The 21,356-nt window shown below is 59.4% G+C and carries 16 protein-coding genes; 11 read left to right on the top strand and 5 right to left on the bottom strand.

From position 1 onward, the window contains the following. Together trpD and trpC are read left to right on the top strand one after the other, a co-directional pair. Positions 1–881 (top strand): anthranilate phosphoribosyltransferase (gene trpD, locus ACTH3D_RS07225; protein ID WP_441666390.1); only part of this gene is annotated, 881 nt, incomplete at its 5' end. 19 nt (positions 882–900) lie between these two features. Further along, the gene (gene trpC, locus ACTH3D_RS07220; RefSeq protein ID WP_441666389.1) at positions 901–1,707 is read left to right on the top strand and encodes an indole-3-glycerol phosphate synthase TrpC; all 807 of its coding nucleotides are present in this window, start codon (positions 901–903) and stop codon (positions 1,705–1,707) included. Between the two features lie 113 nt (positions 1,708–1,820). Here trpC and ydiJ read toward each other — a convergent pair whose 3' ends face one another. Then, positions 1,821–5,003, bottom strand: coding sequence for a D-2-hydroxyglutarate dehydrogenase YdiJ (ydiJ, locus tag ACTH3D_RS07215; RefSeq protein ID WP_441666388.1), 3,183 nt, complete (start codon positions 5,001–5,003; stop codon positions 1,821–1,823). 188 nt (positions 5,004–5,191) lie between these two features. Between ydiJ and serS the strand changes: the two genes are divergently transcribed. Beyond that, entirely contained in the window at positions 5,192–6,475 is a 1,284-nt protein-coding gene (gene serS, locus ACTH3D_RS07210; protein WP_441666387.1) for a serine--tRNA ligase, read from the top strand. An 87-nt stretch (positions 6,476–6,562) separates the two neighbouring features. On the opposite strand, the gene ACTH3D_RS07205 is transcribed toward serS, so the two are convergent. Next, positions 6,563–7,354 (bottom strand): SIMPL domain-containing protein, encoded by a 792-nt coding sequence (locus ACTH3D_RS07205; protein WP_441666386.1) that lies wholly within the window; start codon positions 7,352–7,354, stop codon positions 6,563–6,565. A gap of 168 nt (positions 7,355–7,522) precedes the next feature. Between ACTH3D_RS07205 and ACTH3D_RS07200 the strand changes: the two genes are divergently transcribed. Next, positions 7,523–8,590, top strand: coding sequence for an AI-2E family transporter (locus ACTH3D_RS07200; RefSeq protein ID WP_441666385.1), 1,068 nt, complete (start codon positions 7,523–7,525; stop codon positions 8,588–8,590). 144 nt (positions 8,591–8,734) lie between these two features. Here ACTH3D_RS07200 and trxA read toward each other — a convergent pair whose 3' ends face one another. After that, positions 8,735–9,058 carry a thioredoxin gene (trxA, locus tag ACTH3D_RS07195; protein ID WP_441666384.1) on the bottom strand — a complete coding sequence of 108 codons (324 nt, stop codon included), beginning with the start codon at positions 9,056–9,058 and terminating at the stop codon, positions 8,735–8,737. Between the two features lie 264 nt (positions 9,059–9,322). Between trxA and cysB the strand changes: the two genes are divergently transcribed. Next, positions 9,323–10,294 carry an HTH-type transcriptional regulator CysB gene (gene cysB, locus ACTH3D_RS07190; protein ID WP_441666383.1) on the top strand — a complete coding sequence of 324 codons (972 nt, stop codon included), beginning with the start codon at positions 9,323–9,325 and terminating at the stop codon, positions 10,292–10,294. 81 nt (positions 10,295–10,375) lie between these two features. Here cysB and ACTH3D_RS07185 read toward each other — a convergent pair whose 3' ends face one another. After that, the gene (locus ACTH3D_RS07185) at positions 10,376–11,137 is read right to left on the bottom strand and encodes a phosphoadenylyl-sulfate reductase (RefSeq protein WP_441666382.1); all 762 of its coding nucleotides are present in this window, start codon (positions 11,135–11,137) and stop codon (positions 10,376–10,378) included. An 86-nt stretch (positions 11,138–11,223) separates the two neighbouring features. Then, positions 11,224–12,651, bottom strand: coding sequence for an aminodeoxychorismate synthase component I (gene pabB / locus ACTH3D_RS07180; protein ID WP_441666392.1), 1,428 nt, complete (start codon positions 12,649–12,651; stop codon positions 11,224–11,226). 239 nt (positions 12,652–12,890) lie between these two features. On the opposite strand from pabB, the gene ACTH3D_RS07175 reads away from it, so the two are divergent. From ACTH3D_RS07175 to prpD, 6 genes are all read left to right on the top strand, one after another. After that, positions 12,891–13,598, top strand: a complete 708-nt coding sequence (locus ACTH3D_RS07175) for a GntR family transcriptional regulator (RefSeq protein WP_441666381.1) — start codon at positions 12,891–12,893, stop codon at positions 13,596–13,598. Between the two features lie 51 nt (positions 13,599–13,649). Continuing rightward, a complete protein-coding gene (gene prpB / locus ACTH3D_RS07170; protein ID WP_441666380.1) occupies positions 13,650–14,540 on the top strand; it encodes a methylisocitrate lyase in 891 nt (296 codons plus the stop codon). A 52-nt stretch (positions 14,541–14,592) separates the two neighbouring features. After that, the gene (gene prpC / locus ACTH3D_RS07165) at positions 14,593–15,720 is read left to right on the top strand and encodes a bifunctional 2-methylcitrate synthase/citrate synthase (protein ID WP_441666379.1); all 1,128 of its coding nucleotides are present in this window, start codon (positions 14,593–14,595) and stop codon (positions 15,718–15,720) included. Positions 15,721–15,806: 86 nt separating this feature from the next. After that, positions 15,807–18,416, top strand: coding sequence for a Fe/S-dependent 2-methylisocitrate dehydratase AcnD (gene acnD, locus ACTH3D_RS07160; protein WP_441666391.1), 2,610 nt, complete (start codon positions 15,807–15,809; stop codon positions 18,414–18,416). 15 nt (positions 18,417–18,431) lie between these two features. Beyond that, positions 18,432–19,622, top strand: coding sequence for a 2-methylaconitate cis-trans isomerase PrpF (gene prpF, locus ACTH3D_RS07155; protein WP_441666378.1), 1,191 nt, complete (start codon positions 18,432–18,434; stop codon positions 19,620–19,622). 103 nt (positions 19,623–19,725) lie between these two features. Continuing rightward, the gene (gene prpD / locus ACTH3D_RS07150) at positions 19,726–21,210 is read left to right on the top strand and encodes a 2-methylcitrate dehydratase (protein WP_441666377.1); all 1,485 of its coding nucleotides are present in this window, start codon (positions 19,726–19,728) and stop codon (positions 21,208–21,210) included. Positions 21,211–21,356 lie beyond the last annotated feature (146 nt).

The following is a 21,356-nucleotide window of genomic DNA, read 5'->3' as shown; positions in this document are numbered from 1 at the left end:
TGAAAGGCGAAACCGCAGAGGAAATCAGTGCGGCGGCCAGTGTCATGCGTGAGTTGATGAAAGAAGTGCCGCTGAGCTGTGACAACATCGTGGATATTGTCGGCACTGGCGGCGACGGAGCCAACCTGTTCAATGTGTCCACCGCGGCTAGTTTTGTGGCTGCCGCTGGTGGTGCCCATGTGGCCAAACACGGTGGGCGAGGCGTATCGTCGGCCTCGGGCAGTGCCGACCTGTTTGCTGCAGCGGACATCGTGTTGGACTTGCAAGTTGAGCAAGTCAGACGCTGTATTGAAGAAGTTGGGGTGGGCTTCATGTTTGCTCCCAACCATCACCCGGCCATGCGCCATGCCATCGGCCCGCGGCGCGAAATGGGCGTGCGCACACTGTTCAACATCCTTGGCCCGCTGACCAATCCAGCGAAAGCGCCCAACCAGCTACTGGGCGTGTATTCCGCCGAGCTGGTACCGTTGATGGCGGAAGTGTTGCGTCGGCTCGGCAGCCGCCATGTGCTGGTGGTGTATGCCGAAGACGGCCTCGATGAAATTTCTCTGGCCGTCCCCACTCAGGTGGCTGAGCTCAAGGATGGTGAGATTCATCAGTATCGCATTGCGCCGGAAGACTTCGGCATTGAACGCCAAGCGCTGGACGCGCTCAAAGTCGACTCTGCCGAAGGCAGTCTGAAGCTGGTCGAGCAGGCGTTGGCCGGTGAAGGGCCGGCGGCAGATATCGTGGCGATGAATGCCGGCGGCGCACTCTATGTATCCGGTGTAGCCGACAGCTTCAAGGAAGGTGTGGCCATGGCGCAGGATGCCCAGGCTTCGAAACTCCCGCTGGAGAAGCTCAGGGAGCTTTCCTACTTTACCCGTGTGTTTGCCCAGTGATCGGCCCGAGGAGGGCAAGATGAGCACTTCAGAACAACTCCCCACTATCCTGACCCGTATCATGGCGCGCAAGGATGAAGAGGTTGCCGAGCGTCGCCGTATGGTCAGTGAGGCTGAACTGCTGAATAGGGCTGCGAAGCAGTCATCGCCGCGTGGCTTTGTGGCGGCACTTGAGGCGCGCATCGCCGAGCATGATCCGGCCATCATCGCCGAAATCAAGAAGGCGTCTCCGTCCAAGGGTGTGATCCGTGAAGACTTCTACCCCGCCGAGATCGCCCAGCAGTATGCCGCTGGCGGCGCGACTTGCCTGTCAGTGTTGACCGATGCAGACTTCTTCCAGGGCCACGAAGACTTTCTGATCGAGGCGCGTGACGCCTGCTCGCTACCGGTGATTCGCAAGGATTTTATCAGTCACGGTTACCAGGTCAGCGAGGCGCGTGCCATCGGTGCCGACTGCATCTTGTTGATTGTTGCCGCACTGGATGATGCACGTCTGACCGACCTGAATGCCCAGGCTGGGGCGCTGGGCATGGACGTGCTGGTTGAAGTGCACGATGCCAGCGAGCTGGAGCGTGCACTGACGCTGGGTATTGATATGGTGGGTATCAACAACCGCGACTTGCATACTTTCGATACACGGCTTGAAACGACGCTTGATTTGCTCAAGCGCATACCGACAGGCATCACGGTGATTACCGAATCGGGCATTCACACCAGTGCCGACGTGTTGCGCATGCGTGAAAATGGCGTCAACGGTTTCTTGGTCGGTGAGGCTTTCATGCGGCAGAAAAACCCCGGTGAGGAGCTGCGTCGCCTATTTTTCTAGGTGTCAGCAAGCGTACTGACCGTGGATAGCAACGGACTAAACGACAGCGGGCGGCCCAGGTTCAAGCCAGGTCGCCCGCTGTCGTTACAACTCAATACGATGAGTTTGCCGGCTCAGCTGCTGCGCTTTAGTGCATTCAGCAGCCCCTGCAGCGGATGGGCCAGTTGGGCGTCAGACAGCCGCTGGGTCTGGCTGCGGCAGGAATAGCCGGTGGCCAGCAGGCGTCCGGCGTTGTCAGGGGCTTCTACCAAAGGCTGCCAGGACTGAGCGTAGATGGTCTTTGATGTTTCGATATTGCGCGCTTCGTGACCGTAGGTGCCGGACATGCCGCAGCAGCCGGTGGCGACGATCTCAAGCTCAAGACCAAAGGCGGCGAACAGCTGCTGCCACTGTTTGGGCGTGCCCGGCGCGTTGGTCTTTTCAGTGCAGTGGGCCAGCAGCCGATAGGCGGGGTCGTTGATGGCGTGTTTGCCAGCCGTCACATCAATGCCCAGCTGCGGGGCCAGCGGTAGCAGCCACTCGCTGAGCAGTTGCACCTCAGGCACGGCGCTTTCTCCCAGCGCTTTTACATACTCCTGGCGGTACGTCAGGGTCATGGCCGGATCGATGCCGACCAGCGGTACGCCGCAATCGGCCAGCATTTTGAGCCGCTTGGCCTGCTTTTCTGCGGTGCGCTGGAAGGCACCAAGAAAGCCCTGCACCTGTAGCGGTTTGCCGTTGGGTGAGAAGGGCGCGACGAACACACGGATGTCGAGGCGGCCCAGCAGCTCGACGATATCCATCACCAGTTTTGACTCGAAGTAGCTGGTAAAGGCGTCCTGTACCAGCACCACACTGCGGGCGCGTTGGGCCTCGCTGAGCTGGCCAAGCGAAGTGGGAGTGGCCGTCGTCACACCCCAGGCCTTGAGCTGGCGGGTCAGCTTGGCCCGCGACAGCGTCGGGCTGTCGACCATGCCGACTGGCCCAGCCATCAGCCGTGATACCAGACGATTGCGCATGGCAGCGTTATATAGCGGTGCGATGTGTGACAATGTCGGCACCATGAATTCCAGGCTGCCGATCAGGTAGTCCCGCGCCGGGCGCAAGTAGCGGCCGTGGTAGACCTCAAGAAACTGCGCGCGAGAGTCCGGCACATTGACCTTTACTGGGCACTGGCCAGCGCACGACTTGCACGCCAGGCAGCCGGCCATGGCATCGTAGACCTGGTGGGAAAAGTCATCATCGCGGCTACGGCGCAGAGTGTTCAGGGTGCGCTTGGGCAAGTGCTTGAGGGTGCCCCAGATGCCGCCGGCCTGCTGAGCCCGAGATACCTCCATCAGATCGACCCCGGCGTGCCCCTGCAGGCGCAGCCATTCACGAATCAGGCTGGCACGACCCTTGGGAGAGTGGATGCGGTCTCGTGTGGCCTTCCACGATGGGCACATGGCGTCACCGGGGTCGTAGTTGTAGCAGGCGCCGTTGCCGTTGCAGTAAACCGTGGCCGCATGGGCTTGCCAGACCCGCTCGTCGATCTGACGATCGAATTGGCCGCGAGTTGGCACGCCGTCGATGGTCAGCAGACCAGCATCAACCCACTTGACGGGTTGTTCATCATCACTGCGCGTAGAAGATGTTGCCTCGGCGGTATCTTCGGGCCGGATAGACAGCGGTGTGGCGATCTTGCCCGGGTTCAGCTGGTTATGCGGATCAAAGGCGGCTTTCAGCCGTTGCAGGCTGGGGTACAGTTCGCCAAAAAATTCTGGCGCGTATTCCGAGCGTATGCCTTTACCGTGCTCGCCCCACAGCAGACCGTGATATTTCTGCGTCAGCGCGGCGACTTCGTCAGAGACCTCGCGAATCAGCACTTCCTGGGCCGGGTCTTTCATGTCGATGGCCGGACGCACATGCAGCACCCCGGCATCGACATGGCCGAACATGCCGTACTCCAGACCGTGGGCGTCGAGCAGGGCGCGGAACTCGGCAATGAAGTCGGCCAGGTGTTCCGGCGGCACGGCGGTGTCTTCAACGAACGGAATCGGGCGTTTCTCGCCCTGCACATTGCCCAGCAGGCCCACGGCACGCTTGCGCATGGCGTAGACGCGGGTGATCTGCTCACGACCTTCGGCCAAGGTGTAACCTAACCGGGTGACGCTTGTATCGCTTTCGAGATGCGCGCAGAAGGCGTCGACCCGCTTGGCCAGCTGTTCGGGGTCGTCGTCGTTGAATTCAACCAGGTTGATACCGGCGGTGGCTGGAGCATCAGGGCCGGCGCTGGGAAAAAATTCGGCCACGCCATCCCACACCACATCCTGCATGGCCAGACCCAGCACCTTGCTGTCGACGGTTTCAATCGAGGTCGGGCGTACCTGCGGCAGGGTTTGTGAAGAGCCGCCGCTTGCCATCAGCGCCCGGGCGTCGCGTAGCGCATCCATGAAGCCCGCGTAGCGCACATTGACCAACGTCGAGTGGGCTGGAATCGGCAGCACGTTAAGCACGGCTTCGTTGGTAAACGCCAAAGAGCCTTCGGCACCGCACAGCACGCTGTTGAGGTCGAACTTGCCGTCAGGTGTTCTCAGGTGGGCCAAATCATAGCCGGTCAGGCAGCGGTTGAGCGGCGGAAAGATCGCCGCGATACGCTCGCGCTCGCTGTCGATGATGCGTCGTGCCCGACGATACACCCGGCCGACCTGATCGTTGCGCGCACACAGGTTGTCCAGCTCGTCTTCATCGACAGGGCGGCTGTGCAGGCGCTCGCCGCCCAGCAATACGCTGTCGAGCTCCAACACGTGATCGCGGGTCTTGCCGTATTCACAGCTGCCCTGGCCGCTGGCATCGGTGGCGATCATGCCGCCGATGGTGGCGCGGTTGGAGGTCGAAAGCTCAGGTGCGAAGAACAGCCCGTGGGGCTTGAGGGCCGCATTGAGCTGATCCTTGACTACGCCGGCCTGCACCCGCACCCGGTGGTTTTCGACATCGATGTCGAGAATGGCATTCATGTGGCGGGAGACATCAACCACTACCCCATCGGTTAGCGATTGGCCGTTGGTACCGGTGCCGCCGCCGCGCGGTGTGAGAACGATACTGCGGAACTCGTCGTGCCCGGCCAGCCGTGCGAGGCGCTCAAGGTCATCAGCGTCATGGGGGTAAACTACGGCTTGGGGTAGACGTTGGTAGATCGAGTTGTCGGTCGCTAGCACCGTGCGGTCGGCTAGCGATGGGGCGATCTCGCCCTCAAAGCCGGTGTCCCTGAGTGCGGTTAGAAAGCGCAGATAGTGCGCATCGGTGTTCGTTTGGTGAGAGTCCAGTCGTGCGATCATGGTTGGCGTTTGGTCACAGTCGCTGCCGCGCATTCGGGCATGTTTAGGCTAGGAAGACCTATACTCTACCGCGTATTGGCCGTCGGGCGCATCTCAGTGCGTGGCGAAGTGGTGCCCTTTTGCTACAATGGCTGACCTTTGGGTTTTCCGTTTTACACTGTTTTTCACACTGTTATGGACTGGATATCATGCTCGATCCAAAACTGCTGCGCAGCGACCTCGATGGGGTTGCCCAACGACTAGCCACACGGGGCTTCACGCTTGATACTGGGCAACTGTCGGCACTGGAGTCCCGGCGGCGTGAGCTGCAGGCTGATACTGAGCAGTTGCAGGGGGAGCGTAATACCCGCTCGAAGGCCATTGGCAAAGCCAAGGCCGCGGGCGAGGATATCCAGCCATTGCTGGATGAGGTCAGCGATCTCGGCGAACGGCTGAACGCAGCCAAAGCTCGGCTCGCAGAAGTTCAGCTCGAGTGGGACGATATTGTCTCCGGCATTCCCAATCTGCCCCATGCTGACGTACCTGAAGGGCGCGATGAGAACGACAACGTTGAGCTGCACCGCTGGGGCACGCCGAAAACTCTGGATTTTGACGTGCGTGATCACGTTGATCTGGGGGCGCAGAACGGCGATCTCGATTTTGATCTGGCGGCCAAGCTCACCGGTGCGCGTTTTGCGGTAATGCGCGGGCCGATTGCGCGCATGCATCGGGCGCTGATCCAGTTTATGCTCGACAAGCAGACGCTGGAACACGGTTATGAAGAGTGCTACGTGCCCTACATGGTCAATGCAGACTCGCTATTCGGCACCGGCCAACTGCCCAAGTTCGGTGAAGACCTGTTCCAGCTGACCGATGAGCGTGGCTATTATCTGATTCCCACCTCTGAAGTACCGCTGACCAACTTCGCCCGGGACGAAATTCTCGACTATCGCCAGTTGCCGATGCGCCTGACCGCTCATACGCCCTGTTTTCGCAGTGAGGCGGGATCTCACGGTCGCGATACCCGCGGCATGATCCGCCAGCACCAGTTCGAGAAGGTCGAGATGGTGCAGTTGGTTGATCCGGACACCAGCTATGCGGCGCTGGAAGAAATGCGCGGTCACGCTGAGGCGATCCTTCAGGCGCTGGAGTTGCCTTACCGCGTGGTTACTCTGTGTACTGGCGACATGGGAGCTGGTGCGGCCAAGACCTACGATCTGGAAGTCTGGATGCCAAGCCAGCAGACCTACCGCGAGATTTCCTCGGTCTCCAACTGCGAAGATTTTCAGGCGCGACGCATGCAGGCCCGCTTCCGTCACCCGGACGACAAGAAGCCGCGTTTGCTGCATACGTTGAATGGCTCAGGCTTGGCGGTGGGGCGTTGTTTGGTGGCAGTGATGGAAAACCACCAGAGTGCCGATGGTTCAATCAATGTGCCCGAAGCGTTGCGCGGTTATATGGGCGGCGTCGAGACGATCAACGTCCAGCGATAAGCCGCTCGCGATAGCCATAGCAGACACCCCCGGTCAACGCAGGTTGGCCGGGGGTGTTCGTTTTCATGAGGAAGATGGCGTGCCGGCTTATGGCTGCTCGCCGATCTCCCAGCTCACATTGACAGTAGCTTCCAGGGTGATGGTGCCAGGACGATACTCGGCGCTGCCGCTGTTTTCCATGGCGTCACTGGCCATGGACATCATGCGCGGCTGATAGTTGGGGGCTTGTTGTTCGGTGATGCCATGCACTGGGCCCAAGGTGACACCAAGGGTGCTGGACATCAGCTCGGCCTTGTCACGCGCGCGCTCCAGCGCCATGGTCAGGGTTTCATCGCTGACCGCTTGACGGTCGGTTAAGTCATAGCTGATGCCGTCCATAACGTTTACGCCGGCCTCGGTAAGGGAGTCCAATATGGTCGGCAGCTTATCCAGGTCGGTTATTTCAATTTCGAAAGGCCGTTCAATGCGTGTGCGCACCATTGGGGTGTTTTGCTGTGCGTCTTTGCCGGAAGGTTCATAGATGGTTTCTGGCTGAATGTTCAACGATCCGGCCTTTATGGCATCACGGCTTAATCCAGCCGCCTCGATGCGCTGGATCAAGTTGCGGGCACGCTCTTCCAGGCGCGTGCGGGCCTTGGTCAATGCCTCCGGATTAGCCTGGGTATCATCGCGTTGGGCTGTGGCCGGGGTGCGTTCCCACAGCCGGGCGGAGAGGGTGGCTTTGTCAGGCACGACCTGCTGCTCGGCGCGTGCTTGGACATCTAGCAGGCGAGGGCCGGGCTCACTGCTTGCCCAGGCTGACGAAGCGTTCAACGGTGAGCTCAACAGGGCAGCTAGCAGGCCAGCGCTTAACAGTGGGCGAGTGGCAACAGACAACATGGCATTTTCCTTTTCGCGAAGAGAGACAGCTCTTCGAGCTGCTCACAGTCAGTAGGTTCCATCGGGGAGCCCGACAGGACCGGTTTCAGCGCTTAGGCTGCGAACAGCGTTGTGGCGCACGTCGGGAGTCGGCATCATGGGGGTCGCCAAACGATGGAGCCTGTTGCGATGACCCGCCCTGATGAGAAACAACACGCTACGGTTCCCCTGAACCTGATGCTGACACTGGCTGCGTTGGTAGTGATTGTGGCCGGTATGCGTGCCGGCGCCGACTTGCTGGTGCCGGTTTTGCTGTCGCTGTTCATTGCAGTGGTCTGCAGTGCGCCCATTCATGCCTTGCAGCGCAGGGGCGTCCACCAGCGGCTGGCGGTGTGGCTGACTCTGGTCGTGCTTAGTGTGCTGGTTTCCCTGTTGGCTTTTCTGCTGGTTAACAGCGTGGGTACCTTTACGGATGAGTTGCCGGGCATTCAGAAGACACTTCAGGAATATTACTACTCCGTGCTGACTCACCTGTCGGGCATGGGCTTGGATATCGACGCTGACTGGGTAGCCGGAGAAATGGATATTGCAAAACTGGTGGCCTGGTTGCCAGAGCTGCTCAGTCAGATGGGGGGGCTGTTGGTCCAGAGCTTGCTGGTGTCGTTGCTGGTAGTGTTTCTACTGTTTGAGATGCTTAACTTTCCGGACAAAATTGCCCATGCGCTGGATAACCCGGCTCCGAGCCTGCGCCGTTTCAGCCAGTTTAACCATACGCTGAAGCGCTACCTGGCGGTCAAGACGCTAGTTAGCCTGGCCACTGGGGCGTTGGTATGGCTTGCTTGCCTGCTGACAGGCTCCGAATTTCCGCTGCTGTGGGCGGTGCTGGCTTTCGCGCTCAATTATATCCCGAACATCGGTTCGGCCATGGCAGCAGTGCCGCCAGTACTGCTGATGATGGTGTCGCCGGAGAGTGGGGCGCTCAAGGCACTGATACTCGCCGGTGCTTACCTGGTGATCAATGTGGTGATGGGCAACCTGGTGGAGCCGCGCATCATGGGGCGGGCCTTGGGGCTGTCGACCTTTGTAGCGTTTCTTTCGCTGGTGGTATGGGGCTGGATTTTTGGTACGGCAGGCATGCTGCTGTCGGTGGTGCTCACCATGACTTTGAAGATTGCTCTGGAAAGCCACCCCCAGACCATCTGGCTGGCGCGCTTGCTGGGATCTCGGGAAGGCTTGGCACCGAATGGTTCGGGCTAGCGATCATCATCTGGGCTGCCTGCATGAGGCTTGAATGCTGATATAAGATTTGAATAAGACATCGCGCCCTCGAGCCAGTGGCTCGAGGGCGCGATGTCTTTGTCCTTTGACTGAATCTACCAGCGCGGGATGCACCGGTGACAGTTACAGGTTCTGGTCGATAAACTGGCTCAGCTGGTTCTTCTTCTGAGCGCCGACCAGTGACGCAACCTTGGCTCCAGACTTGAACAGTACGACTGTGGGGACGCCACGCACGCCTTGTTCTGCGGCGATTTCCGGAGCGTCGTCTACGTTGATGCTGACCACCTTGATGCTGTCTTGACGCTCTTCAGCGACTTCTTCCACCACCGGGGTCATGGCTTTGCAAGGTCCGCACCAGGGGGCCCAGAACTTCAGCAATACGGGAGTTTCAGCATTGAGTACTTCTTGCTCGAAGTTGGTGTTGGTGACATCGACATTATTGGCCATGGGGTTCTCCAGTTACAGCGTTGCACTTTATCGAGCGTTGAGTTTAGGCACACCTAACAAGCCTATGTTAAAGCCCGTGTGGTGACCGATGTTATCGTTCACCTGACTGGCTGGCAAATGCTTGGCTATAGCAGGGTGTTGAAGAAACCGCTGTTTAGGTATGCCCTGTTATGCTATATAGTGATTTATATGTCGTTTCTTATCACTTAATAAATTTTCGCACCAACACTTTTGCAAGGTGGCGATAGCAGGGACGGTACGCGCATGAAGCTCCAACAGCTGAAGTATATCTGGGAAATCTCTCGCAACAACCTGAACGTATCGGCGACTGCCAAGAGCCTTTATACCTCTCAGCCGGGGATCTCCAAACAGGTCCGGTTGCTGGAGGATGAGTTGGGCGTCGAGATATTTGCGCGCAGCGGCAAGCACCTCAGCCGCGTCACTCCGGCAGGTGAATCGATCATCGAACTGGCTGCCCAGGTGTTGCGCCTGACAGAAAACATCAAGCATGTGGCCCAGGAGTACAGTGACGAGAGTCGCGGTAGCCTGTCGATCGCCACCACCCACACTCAGGCCCGTTATGCGTTGCCGCCGGTGATCAGCAACTTTACCCGCAGCTATCCTGAGGTGGCGCTGCATATGCAACAGGGCACGCCGCGCCAGATCGCGCATATGGTCAGCGAAGGGCAGGCGGATTTCGCCATTGCCACCGAATCGCTCGAGCTGTTCAGTGATCTGGTGTTGATGCCGTGTTATCGCTGGAATCGCTGTGTGCTGGTGCCGCGTGACCACCCGCTGGCCAGTGAAGCGACGCTGAGCCTTGCCTCCCTGGCCAAGTATCCGATTGTCACCTACGTGTTCGGGTTTACTGGGCGCTCCCAGTTGGATGACGCTTTCCATGCTGAGGGTTTGAGCCCTAACGTGGTGCTTACAGCTGCTGATGCGGACGTCATTAAGACTTATGTCCGGCTGGGTATGGGCGTAGGCATCGTCGCTGACATGGCGGTAGATCGGGAACTGGACACCGATTTGGTGGCGTTGGATGCCAGTCACCTGTTTGCCAGCTCGACCACTAAGATAGGCATTCGTCGCGGCACTTTCATGCGTGGCTTCATGTATGACTTTCTGCAGGGCTTTGCACCTCACCTGGATCGCGATCTGGTGGATGCGGCGCTGTCTGCAGGACCACGCCATGAGCGCGATCTGTTTGACGGGATCGAGTTACCTACGTTCTGAGTTTTATGGTTACTGCTATCAAAGCAGCGGACCCTTTTGTTGGGTGTCCGCTGCTTTTCGATGGACTGTGAGAAAAGCTGGCTAGCTGGTGCCGGCAGCAATTGGAATAGCCTGTGGGCTGACCTGGCTGACAGCATGCAGGCCGCACTCTTTGCCACCTTGCTCTTCCCACCACCAGCGTCCTTCGCGCTCATGCTGCCCGGGCAGGGTTGGCCGGGTACAGGGCTGGCAGCCGATGCTGGTGTAACCCTGTTGGTGAAGCGGGTTGTAGGGCACCTCAAACATCTGAATGTAGCTCCAGACATCAGCGCTGGTCCAGTGGGTTAGCGGGTTGATCTTGTGTAGCGGTTGCTCGGGGCTGCCAAAGGCGTTATCACGCTCGGCAATCTGCAGGCTGGAGCGAGTGCCAGGGCTCTGGTCGCGGCGCTGGCCGGTGACCCAGACACTCAGACCTTCCAGACGCTGGCGCAGCGGTGCCACCTTACGAATGCCGCAGCATTGCTGGTGGCCATCACGATAGAAGCTGAACAGCCCTTTTTCACGCACCAGTGCCTGTAGGGCGTTGCTGTCCGGGTAGCGGACATCAATCTCGATGGCATAGTGCTCGCGCACGGTTTCCAAAAACACTAGGGTTTCCGGATGTAGGCGCCCGGTGTCCAGGGAAAATATCTTGACGGCGTTTTTGGGGGCAATCTTAAGCGCGAGATCGATCAGCACTACATCTTCGGCGCCGGAAAATGACAGGGTCAGCTCGCCAAAGGCCGCATAGGCTGCGCGAAGAATATCCTTGGGTGAATGCCGATCATTTTCCAGAACGAAGTGATTCGGGTCGAAGGGCGTCATAGGAGGCCTCGTAGCCTGAGTTGTCGATGCGGTTACCCTAGCAAAGACCGTCACGCCTCCCCCAATACCGTTTTGTTACCTTGTTATTATTCTTTTTGGAAATCAGAAGTGTTTTTGTTATTTCTGTTTCTCAGTGCGTCCATTAGGTGGCGAATTTTATCCAGTGTCTCGGCATGCTCGTCATCGCCCTCTGAGTCGGCTACCAGACCGCCGCCACCCCACAAGTGCAGCATGCCGCTATCCAGAACAGCCGTGCGAATGGCGATCGACGTGTCCATGTGGCCACGTCGGTCGACGTAACCGAGGCTGCCGCAGTAGACGCTGCGTGATGTAGGCTCCAGCTCGTTGATAATCTGCATGGCACGTACTTTGGGGGCCCCAGTGATGGAGCCGCCAGGAAATGCCGCTGCCAGAAGGTCCAGTGGGCGCTGGCCTGCCGCCAGTTGGCCGGTCACTACGCTGACCAGGTGGTGCACATTGGCATAGCTCTCGAGGCCGCATAGCTGTGGCACCTGTACGCTACCAATACGGCACACCCGGCCCAGGTCATTACGCAGCAAATCTACGATCATCACGTTTTCAGCGCGGTCCTTGGCGCTATGAATGAGCGAGTCGGCCAGCGCCAGATCGTTCTGGCTGGTTATGCCACGCGGGCGGGTGCCTTTGATCGGTCGTGTCTCTACCTGTCCATCGCTACAGTGGAGGAAGCGCTCGGGAGATAGTGAAAGGACAGCGCTGTCGCCCCAGGCCAGGTAGCCGGCGTAAGGCGTTGGCGTTGCCTGGCGCAGCAGCTGATAAGCCTGCCATGGGTCGCCCCGATAAGGGGCGCTGAAGCGCTGGGCCAGGTTGATCTGATAGCAGTCGCCGGCGCGGATGTACTCCTGCACCTGATCAAAGCGCGTCAGATAGGCTTCCCGGCTCAGGTCGGCAATAAAGTCACCGGTTAGTTGAAAGTGGTCTGTGGGCGAGTCAGGTATCTGCTTCGCTGCCTTATCAGGCGTCACGGCCTCACTCAGCCAGGTGTTGACCTGCTGGCGCCGCTCGGCGCTGGCCACTAGCCAGCTTTCACGGCGCTGGTGATCCTGAATCAGTGCCCAGTCGTAAAGCCCCACGCGGCTGGCGGGCAGGTCGGGTTGTTTGAGCGGTTGAATGCTGCAGGGCTGTGGCGTTGTAGCTCTAGGAGTCTGTCCAAGGTCGTAGGCCCAGTAGCCAATCAGACCGCCCAGAAAAGGTAGCTCGCTGTGTGGTAAGGCACCAGTAAGTCGGTCAAGCAGGGCCTGCTGGGCGGCAAACGGTGAAAGGTCGGCCAGCTCGTCTACGCCTGACACCTTGCCCGCTGTGTCAATCTCCAGCATTGCTACAGGGTCACTGCTCAGGATGTCGTAGCGCCCGCCGGGGGCCTGAGGCCGACCGCTGTCCAGTAATACGGCATCCGGACGCTGGCGCAGCGCAGAGAAATACGCCAGTGGTGTGGCGTGATAGGGGAGAGGGGTGATCTCGATGGTTGTCATCAGGGCAGCCTTTATCGACAGGCGAGCCATTCTAGATGGCCTGCTGCGGCTTGTCCTGTGTTGTGTTACCCCACTGAGAGGTTGGGGGGCAGCAGTGTAGCTCTGTATGATTGTCGACAACAAGGGTCGGTGGAATGTTAACCACTACAACCAAAGAGTAACAGAGGTGCGTCATCAGTCGGGTTGACCGGTGGGGTGTAGGAGACTAGAGTTCAATAACGAACACATTGTCGACAATCAATATGCCAAATGCCCTGATCGAACCTGTGAGTCATCCTGAAGTCCGCACCCTGGCCGAACGTGTATTCCAGCAGCTGCAGGATGCCATTGTACGTGGTGAACTGGCCCCGGGGAGCAAGATTACTGAGCCGGGACTGTCCAGCACCTACGGTATTTCGCGTGGCCCGCTGCGTGAGGCCATGCGCCGCCTGGAAGCACACCGCTTGATTGAGCGGGTGCCTCATGTGGGAGCCAGAGTAATCAAGCTCTCGATGAAAGAGCTGTTGGAGCTGTTTGATGTGCGCGAGGCGCTGGAGAGCATGGCTGCTAGGCTTGCCGCCGAGCATATGACGGCGGCGGAAATTGCCGCGCTGCGCGAAGTGCTGGCAGTCCATGAGCGCCAGGCGGATCTGAGAAGTGGCCAAGCTTACTATCAGCGCGAAGGTGATCTGGATTTCCACTACCAGATTGTCAAGGGCAGCCATAACCACATGCTGGTTGGTCTGCTGTGTGACGACCTGTATTACCTTGTCAGGATGTATCGCACCCAGTTCAGTGCCAGCGGGTCGCGCCCACAGCGCGCCTTTGTCGAACACCATCGTATTGTCGATGCCATCGAAGCCGGAGACGGTGAGTTGGCAGAACTGTTGATGCGTCGCCACGTCAGCGCATCGCGGGAAAACGTCGTTGAACGCTATGCGGCTTCATTAGAGAAGGATGGCAAGGCCTGAACCTGAATATTGGCCTGGCCCTGAACCTGCCCCAAACCATCGGAGACCACCATGACATCACAGACTCCTGGCGCCCGCTTTCGCGCTGCACTCAACGCTAACAGCCCGCTGCCGATTGTCGGCACCATCAACGCTTATACCGCGATGATGGCTGAGCGCGTCGGCCATCAGGCGATCTACCTCTCTGGCGGCGGCGTGGCCAACGCGTCATTTGGTCTGCCGGACCTGGGCATGACCACCATGAACGATGTGGTCGAGGACGCGCACCGTATCTGCGGCGCTACTGATCTGCCACTGCTAGTGGATATCGACACCGGTTGGGGCGGCGCATTCAACATTGCGCGCACCGTCAAGGAAATGCAGCGCGCCGGCGTAGCCGCGGTACACCTGGAAGATCAGGTGGCCCAGAAACGCTGCGGCCATCGCCCCAACAAAGCCATCGTCAGCCAGCAGGAAATGGCTGACCGAATCAAGGCGGCTGCCGATGCGCGTATCGACCCGGAGTTCTTCCTGATCGCCCGTACCGATGCCTTCCAGATGGAAGGGCTGGATGCCGCGATTGAGCGCGCCCAGGCTTGTATCGATGCCGGTGCTGATGCCATTTTCGCCGAGGCCGTCCACACCCTGGACGATTATCAGGCGTTCTGTGAGCGTGTGGATGCGCCAATCCTGGCCAACATCACCGAGTTTGGTGCCACGCCGCTGTTTTCCCAGCGTGAGCTGGCCGATGTGGGCTGTCAGATGGTGCTTTATCCGCTGTCGGCTTTCCGGGCGATGAACGCCGCCGCACTCAAGGTGTATCAGAGCATTCATGACAACGGCCATCAGCGTGACGTGATTGAGGACATGCAGACTCGCGATGAGCTGTACGATTTCCTCAGCTACCACACTTTTGAAGACAAGCTGGATGCGCTGTTTGCCGAGAAGGGCAGCGACGCCTGAGGCGGCTAGCCAAAGCACAACAGACAAAACGTGACAGACAAGGAGACACGACATGGCAGAGAAGACTATCGGTGGCGCTGGCCTGCGTGGCCAGAGTGCGGGCAGCACAGCCCTATGCACCGTCGGGGAGACCGGCTCCGGCCTGACTTATCGCGGTTATGACATCAAGGAGTTGGCCGAGAAGGCGAAGTTCGAGGAAGTGGCCTACCTGCTGCTCAAGGGCAAGCTGCCGAACCAGGCTGAACTTGACGGTTATATTGCCAAGCTGAAAGGCATGCGTGGACTGCCCCAAGCGCTCAAGACCGTGCTCGAGCAGATTCCGGCTGACGCCCATCCGATGGATGTGATGCGTACCGGTGCCTCGATGCTCGGTAATCTCGAGACCGAGCAGAGCTTTGACGAGCAACAGGATGTGTCTGACCGTCTGCTCGCGGCGCTGCCCTCAATCATCTGCTACTGGTATCGCTTCAGCCATGACGGCGTGCGGATCGATACCGAAACCGATGATGACTCCGTGGGTGGCCACTTCCTGCACCTGTTGCGTGACGAGCCAGCCTCCGAACTGCATGCTCGGGTGATGAACGTCTCGCTGATTCTTTACGCCGAGCACGAGTTCAACGCCTCGACCTTTACCGCGCGGGTGTGTGCTTCGACGCTGTCTGACATGCACTCCTGCGTGACCGGCGCCATCGGTTCGCTGCGTGGGCCGCTGCATGGTGGCGCCAACGAAGCGGCTATGGCGATGATCGAGGACTGGGCTTCTGCTGAAGAGGCTGAGCGCGAGATCATGGGTATGCTCGAGCGCAAGGAGAAGATCATGGGCTTCGGCCACGCGATCTACCGTGAGTCCGATCCGCGTAACGAGATCATCAAGGAGTGGTCGAAGAAGCTCTCTGGTGACGTGGGTGACACGGTGCTGTACCCGGTTTCTGAGCGTGTCGAAGCGGTGATGTGGCGCGAAAAGAAACTGTTCTGCAACGCGGACTTCTTCCATGCCAGCGCTTACCACTTCATGGATATTCCCACCAAGCTGTTCACGCCGATCTTTGTCTGTTCGCGGGTGACGGGCTGGTGTGCCCATGTGTTCGAGCAGCGCGAGAACAACCGCATTATTCGCCCCAGCGCCGACTACACCGGCCCGGCGTTCTGCGACTGGGTGCCCATCGAACAGCGCGACTGAGTGCTCTGACCGCGGCGGCCTGATAGGCCGCCGCCTTGTTCGGTGCCCGCCCATCGGCCCACTTTGCGAAGACCTTTACCATGACCATGATGACTGATTTCCGTAAACGCCTTCCCGGCACAGAGTTGGACTACTTTGACGCCCGCGCGGCAGTCGAGGCGATCCGCCCGGGGGCCTATGACACCCTGAGCTATACCTCGCGCGTGCTGGCCGAGCAGCTGGTGCGCCGCTGTGAGCCTGAACTGCGCGATGCCTCGCTTGGCCAGATTATTGACGGCAAGCGCGAGCTGGACTTTCCCTGGTATCCGGCGCGTGTCGTCTGCCACGACATCCTCGGCCAGACGGCGCTGGTCGATTTGGCCGGCCTGCGCGATGCCATCGCCGAGCGCGGTGGTGATCCGTCCAAGGTCAATCCGGTGGTGCCTACCCAGCTGATCGTCGATCACTCGCTGGCCGTCGAGCACGGCGGTTTTGAAGAAGATGCCTTCGAGAAGAACCGTGCCATCGAGGACCGTCGTAACGAAGACCGCTTCCACTTCATCGAATGGACCAAGACGGCCTTTGAGAACGTCGATGTGATCCCCGCCGGTAACGGCATCATGCATCAGATCAACCTGGAAAAGATGTCGCCGGTGGTGCAGGTGCGTCCCGATAAGGGCGGCCTCAAAGTCGCCTTCCCGGATACCTGCGTAGGTACTGACAGTCATACGCCGCACATCGACTGCCTGGGCGTCATTGCCATTGGCGTGGGTGGCCTTGAGGCTGAAAACGTCATGCTGGGGCGGCCGTCGATGATGCGTCTGCCCGACATCGTCGGCGTCAAGCTCACTGGCAAGCGTCAGCCCGGTATCACTGCTACTGATATCGTGCTGGCGATTACCGAATTTCTGCGCAATGAGCGAGTGGTGTCGGCCTATCTGGAGTTCTTCGGCGAAGGCGCGCGCGACCTGACCATCGGCGACCGTGCCACCATTTCCAATATGACGCCGGAGTTTGGTGCCTCGGCGGGCATGTTCTATATCGATGAGCAGACCATCGATTATCTCAAACTGACCGGTCGTGAGCCGGAGCAGGTGGCATTGGTTGAGCACTACGCCAAGACTACCGGCCTGTGGGCGGACAGTCTCAGTGAGGTAAAGTACGAGCGCGTGCTGGAGTTCGATCTGTCGTCGGTAGGGCGCAACATGGCCGGGCCGTCCAACCCGCATCGCCGCCTGCCCACCAATGAGCTTGCTGCGCGCGGCGTGGCCGGCGAGTGGGAAGAGACCGAAGGCCTGATGCCCGATGGCGCGGTGATCATCGCCGCCATCACCAGCTGCACCAACACCAGCAACCCGCGCAACGTGGTGGCTGCCGGACTGGTGGCGAAAAAGGCCAATGAGCTGGGCCTTATCCGCAAGCCTTGGGTCAAGTCGTCCTTCGCCCCAGGCTCCAAGGTCGCTCAGCTGTATCTGGAAGAAGCGGGCCTGATGAGCGAGATGGAAAAGCTGGGCTTTGGCATCGTCGGCTTCGCCTGTACCACCTGTAACGGCATGAGCGGTGCGCTGGACCCTGAGATTCAGCAGGAAATCATCGACCGTGACCTGTATTCCACTGCGGTGCTGTCGGGTAACCGCAACTTCGATGGGCGTATTCACCCCTACGCCAAGCAGGCTTTCCTGGCCTCGCCGCCACTGGTCGTGGCTTATGCCATTGCCGGCACCGTGCGTTTTGACATCGAGCAGGATGCGCTGGGCACTGACGCCAATGGTCAGCCGATTACTCTCAAGGATTTGTGGCCAAGCGACGAAGAAATCGACGCTATCGTCGGAGAGCACGTCAAGCCCGAGCAGTTCCAGCAGATATACATCCCGATGTTCGATCTCGGTGAGATCGAGAAGGCCGAGAGCCCGCTGTACGACTGGCGGCCGATGAGCACCTACATTCGCCGCCCACCATACTGGGAAGGCGATCTGGTTACGGAAAACAGCCTCAAGGGCATGCGCCCGCTGGCAGTGCTGGGTGACAACATCACCACCGACCACCTGTCGCCGTCCAACGCCATTCTGGCCTCTAGTGCGGCGGGTGAGTATCTGGCGAAGATGGGTCTGCCGGAAGAGGACTTCAACTCTTACGCGACCCACCGTGGCGACCACCTGACCGCTCAGCGCGCGACCTTTGCCAACCCTAAGCTGCTCAATGAGATGGTGCGGGACGATAAGGGTGAGGTCATTCAGGGCTCGCTGGCACGCATCGAGCCGGAGGGCGAAGTGACGCGCATGTGGGAAGCTATCGAAACCTACATGGAGCGCAAACAGCCGCTGATCATTGTGGCCGGTGCTGACTACGGGCAGGGCAGCTCGCGTGACTGGGCTGCCAAGGGTGTGCGCCTGGCTGGGGTCGAGTCGATTGTTGCTGAAGGCTTCGAGCGTATCCACCGTACCAACCTGGTGGGCATGGGCGTGCTGCCGTTGGAGTTCAAGCCGGGTACCACGCGTTTGACGCTGGGTCTCGACGGCAGTGAAATCTATGATGTGGAAGGCGATATTTCGCCGCTCAGTGAGATGACACTGATCATCCATCGTCGCGATGGTGACGTGGTCGAAGTGCCGGTGACCTGCCGACTGGATACCGCCGATGAGGTCTCGGTGTATCAAGCCGGTGGCGTGCTACAGCGCTTCGCCGAGGACTTTCTGCAGACTGGCGACGTCGCCTGAGCCTAAGGAGGGAGTATGACTCATCAGCGTCAAATGCGGATTCCCGCCACCTACATGCGTGGCGGTACCAGCAAGGGCGTGTTCTTTCGCCTTGACGACCTGCCCGAGGCCGCACGGATTCCCGGTGCAGCCCGAGATCGCCTGCTGTTACGGGTGATCGGCAGCCCCGACCCTTATGGTAAGCAGGTCGACGGCATGGGCGGGGCGACCTCGAGCACCAGTAAAACGGTGATCCTGTCGCCCAGCACTCAGCCCGATCACGACGTCGACTATCTGTTTGGCCAGGTCTCTATTGACCGTGCTTTCGTCGACTGGAGCGGCAACTGCGGCAACCTGTCTGCGGCAGTCGGGCCTTTCGCCATTGCTGCGGGCCTGGTTGACGCCGCGCGGCTTCCCGATAACGGTGAAGCCGTGGTGCGGGTGTGGCAGGCCAATATCGGCAAGAGCATCGTAGTACGTGTTCCGATGCGTGATGGCGAAGTGCAAGAAACAGGAGACTTCGAGCTGGATGGCGTGACCTTCCCGGCGGCAGAGGTTCCGGTGGAATTCATGGACCCCGCTGACGGTGAGGGCGCCATCTTCCCCACCGGGCAGTTGGTCGACGATCTGGAGGTGCCGGATGACGTGGTGGCAGGTGGCGTGCTTAAGGCGACCATGATCAACGCAGGCATTCCGACGATCTTCGTCAATGCTGCCGATCTCGGTTACACCGGCACCGAGCTGCAGGGCGCGATCAATGGTGATCCCAAGGCGTTGGCGCGCTTCGAGACCATTCGTGCACACGGGGCGTTGCGCATGGGGTTGATCGAGCGGCTGGAACAGGCTGCCGAGCGGCAACATACGCCTAAGATTGCTTTCATGGCACCGCCCGCCAGCTATACAGCATCCAGTGGCGCAGAGGTGCGTGCTGAGGACATCGATCTGCTGGTAAGGGCGCTGTCCATGGGCCAGCTGCATCACGCCATGATGGGCACTGCCGCGGTAGCCATTGGTACGGCGGCGGCAATTCCTGGCACTTTGGTCAACTTAGCTGCCGGCAGTGGCGAGCGCGATAGTATCGTGTTTGGCCACCCATCAGGCACCTTGGGCGTTGGTGCCAAGGCCACTCAGGCCAACGGCCAGTGGAACGTGGCCAAGGCGGTGATGAGTCGCAGTGCTCGCGTGCTCATGGAAGGTTGGGTGCGCGTACCGGGAGATACCTGCTAATTTTGATCAGGTAGCAGACACTTTGCGTTTTTGCATTCACGCTCTGGATTTTACGCACTGGATTTAACGGGACCAGGCTCTGGGGCAGTCACAGGAGGCAGTCATGACCAAAACGGTGGAAGCCAACGTTCGTCCGGATTATGACGTCGAGCTGCAGAAAATTGCCGACTATGTTCTGGATTACCATATCGACAGCATCGAGGCGCTGGAGACCGCCCGCTATTGTCTGATGGATACCCTGGGCTGTGGTCTGCTGGCGCTGCGCTTTCCCGAGTGCACCAAGCATCTGGGGCCACTGGTTGAAGGCACCGTGGTGCCGCATGGGGCGCGGGTGCCGGGTACCTCCTTCCGGCTCGACCCAGTCAAGGCAGCCTGGGATATTGGCTGTATCGTGCGTTGGCTGGATTATAACGATACCTGGCTTGCCGCTGAATGGGGTCATCCTTCGGACAATCTGGGCGGCATATTGGCGGTGGCTGATCACTTGTCCCAGCAGCGTGTGGCCCAGGGTGAAGCTGCGTTGACCATGCGTGAGGTTCTCGAAGCCATGATCATGGCCCACGAGATTCAGGGCGTGCTGGCGCTGGATAATTCTTTCAACCGGGTAGGGTTGGATCATGTGGTGTTGGTCAAGGTGGCCTCCACCGCGGTAGTAGCCAAGTTGATGGGCGCCAACCGCGAGCAGCTGTTGTCGGCGCTATCTCATGCCTGGGTGGATGGCCAAAGCTTGCGCACCTATCGTCACGCACCCAATGCCGGGTCTCGTAAAAGCTGGGCGGCGGGGGATGCTACCTCGCGTGCTGTGCGCTTGGCTGATATCGCCCTGCGCGGAGAGATGGGTGTGCCCGGCGCACTTACGGCTCCGCAGTGGGGCTTCTACGATGTGCTTTTTACCAAGACCAACAAGGATCAGGCGCTCAAGCCCGATGCTGATCGGCGCTTCTCCTTCCAGCGCGATTTTGGTACCTATGTGATGGAAAACATTCTGTTCAAGCTGTCATTTCCGGCAGAGTTCCATTCCCAGACCGCCTGCGAAGCAGCGGTGACGCTTCACCCCCAGGTCAAGGACCGCCTCGACGAGATCGATAGGATAGTCATTACGACACACGAGTCGGCGATTCGGATCATCTCCAAGGAGGGGGCGCTGGCCAATCCCGCTGATCGTGACCACTGCCTGCAGTACATGACTGCTGTGCCACTGATTTTTGGTAAGCTGATCGCCGAGCATTACGAAGACGACTTTCACGCGGAGAACCCGTTGATTGATGAGTTGCGTAGCAAGATGGAGGTGGTTGAGGAAGCGCGCTATACCCGTGACTACCTGGACCCTGAGAAGCGCTCCATTGCCAACGCCATGCAGATCTTTTTCAGCGATGGTACGTCGACTGACAGGATCGAAGTTGAATACCCGATAGGCCACCGCCGTCGTCGTGCCGAAGGCATACCTGTACTCAAGGGCAAGTTTTCAAGCAATCTGGCAACGCGCTTTCCCCCGCAGCGCTGCGAGAGGATCATCGACGCCTGCGCGGATCAGCAGCGTCTGGAGCAAATGCCGGTGCATCGGTTTTTTGATTTGCTGGTGATCTGAGCCCTGGCTCAGGGGAATAGAGAAGAAGGGTAGTAAAGGGAAGTAGCGGTGTGCGTGCTTATGAGTAGCCGACAACAATTTATTTCGATAGAGGGCTTGCACTCCTCTCAGTGATGTCATAAAGTACGCATCCGCTGCAGGCAACG

Origin of the sequence: Halomonas sp., assembly GCF_052095765.1 — a bacterium.
GTDB lineage: Bacteria > Pseudomonadota > Gammaproteobacteria > Pseudomonadales > Halomonadaceae > Halomonas.
This window is presented reverse-complemented; position numbering and strand designations above follow the sequence as displayed.

Coding starts and splice junctions, on each gene's coding strand:
- ACTH3D_RS07185 (WP_441666382.1), bottom strand. CDS start 11,137: ATGACGCCCTTCGACCCGAATCACTTCGTTCTGGAAAATGATCGGCAT.
- trxA (WP_441666384.1), bottom strand. CDS start 9,058: ATGGCCAATAATGTCGATGTCACCAACACCAACTTCGAGCAAGAAGTA.
- prpD (WP_441666377.1), top strand. CDS start 19,726: ATGACCAAAACGGTGGAAGCCAACGTTCGTCCGGATTATGACGTCGAG.
- acnD (WP_441666391.1), top strand. CDS start 15,807: ATGATGACTGATTTCCGTAAACGCCTTCCCGGCACAGAGTTGGACTAC.
- ACTH3D_RS07175 (WP_441666381.1), top strand. CDS start 12,891: ATGCCAAATGCCCTGATCGAACCTGTGAGTCATCCTGAAGTCCGCACC.
- prpF (WP_441666378.1), top strand. CDS start 18,432: ATGACTCATCAGCGTCAAATGCGGATTCCCGCCACCTACATGCGTGGC.
- cysB (WP_441666383.1), top strand. CDS start 9,323: ATGAAGCTCCAACAGCTGAAGTATATCTGGGAAATCTCTCGCAACAAC.
- ydiJ (WP_441666388.1), bottom strand. CDS start 5,003: ATGATCGCACGACTGGACTCTCACCAAACGAACACCGATGCGCACTAT.
- ACTH3D_RS07205 (WP_441666386.1), bottom strand. CDS start 7,354: ATGTTGTCTGTTGCCACTCGCCCACTGTTAAGCGCTGGCCTGCTAGCT.
- prpC (WP_441666379.1), top strand. CDS start 14,593: ATGGCAGAGAAGACTATCGGTGGCGCTGGCCTGCGTGGCCAGAGTGCG.
- trpC (WP_441666389.1), top strand. CDS start 901: ATGAGCACTTCAGAACAACTCCCCACTATCCTGACCCGTATCATGGCG.
- serS (WP_441666387.1), top strand. CDS start 5,192: ATGCTCGATCCAAAACTGCTGCGCAGCGACCTCGATGGGGTTGCCCAA.
- prpB (WP_441666380.1), top strand. CDS start 13,650: ATGACATCACAGACTCCTGGCGCCCGCTTTCGCGCTGCACTCAACGCT.
- ACTH3D_RS07200 (WP_441666385.1), top strand. CDS start 7,523: ATGACCCGCCCTGATGAGAAACAACACGCTACGGTTCCCCTGAACCTG.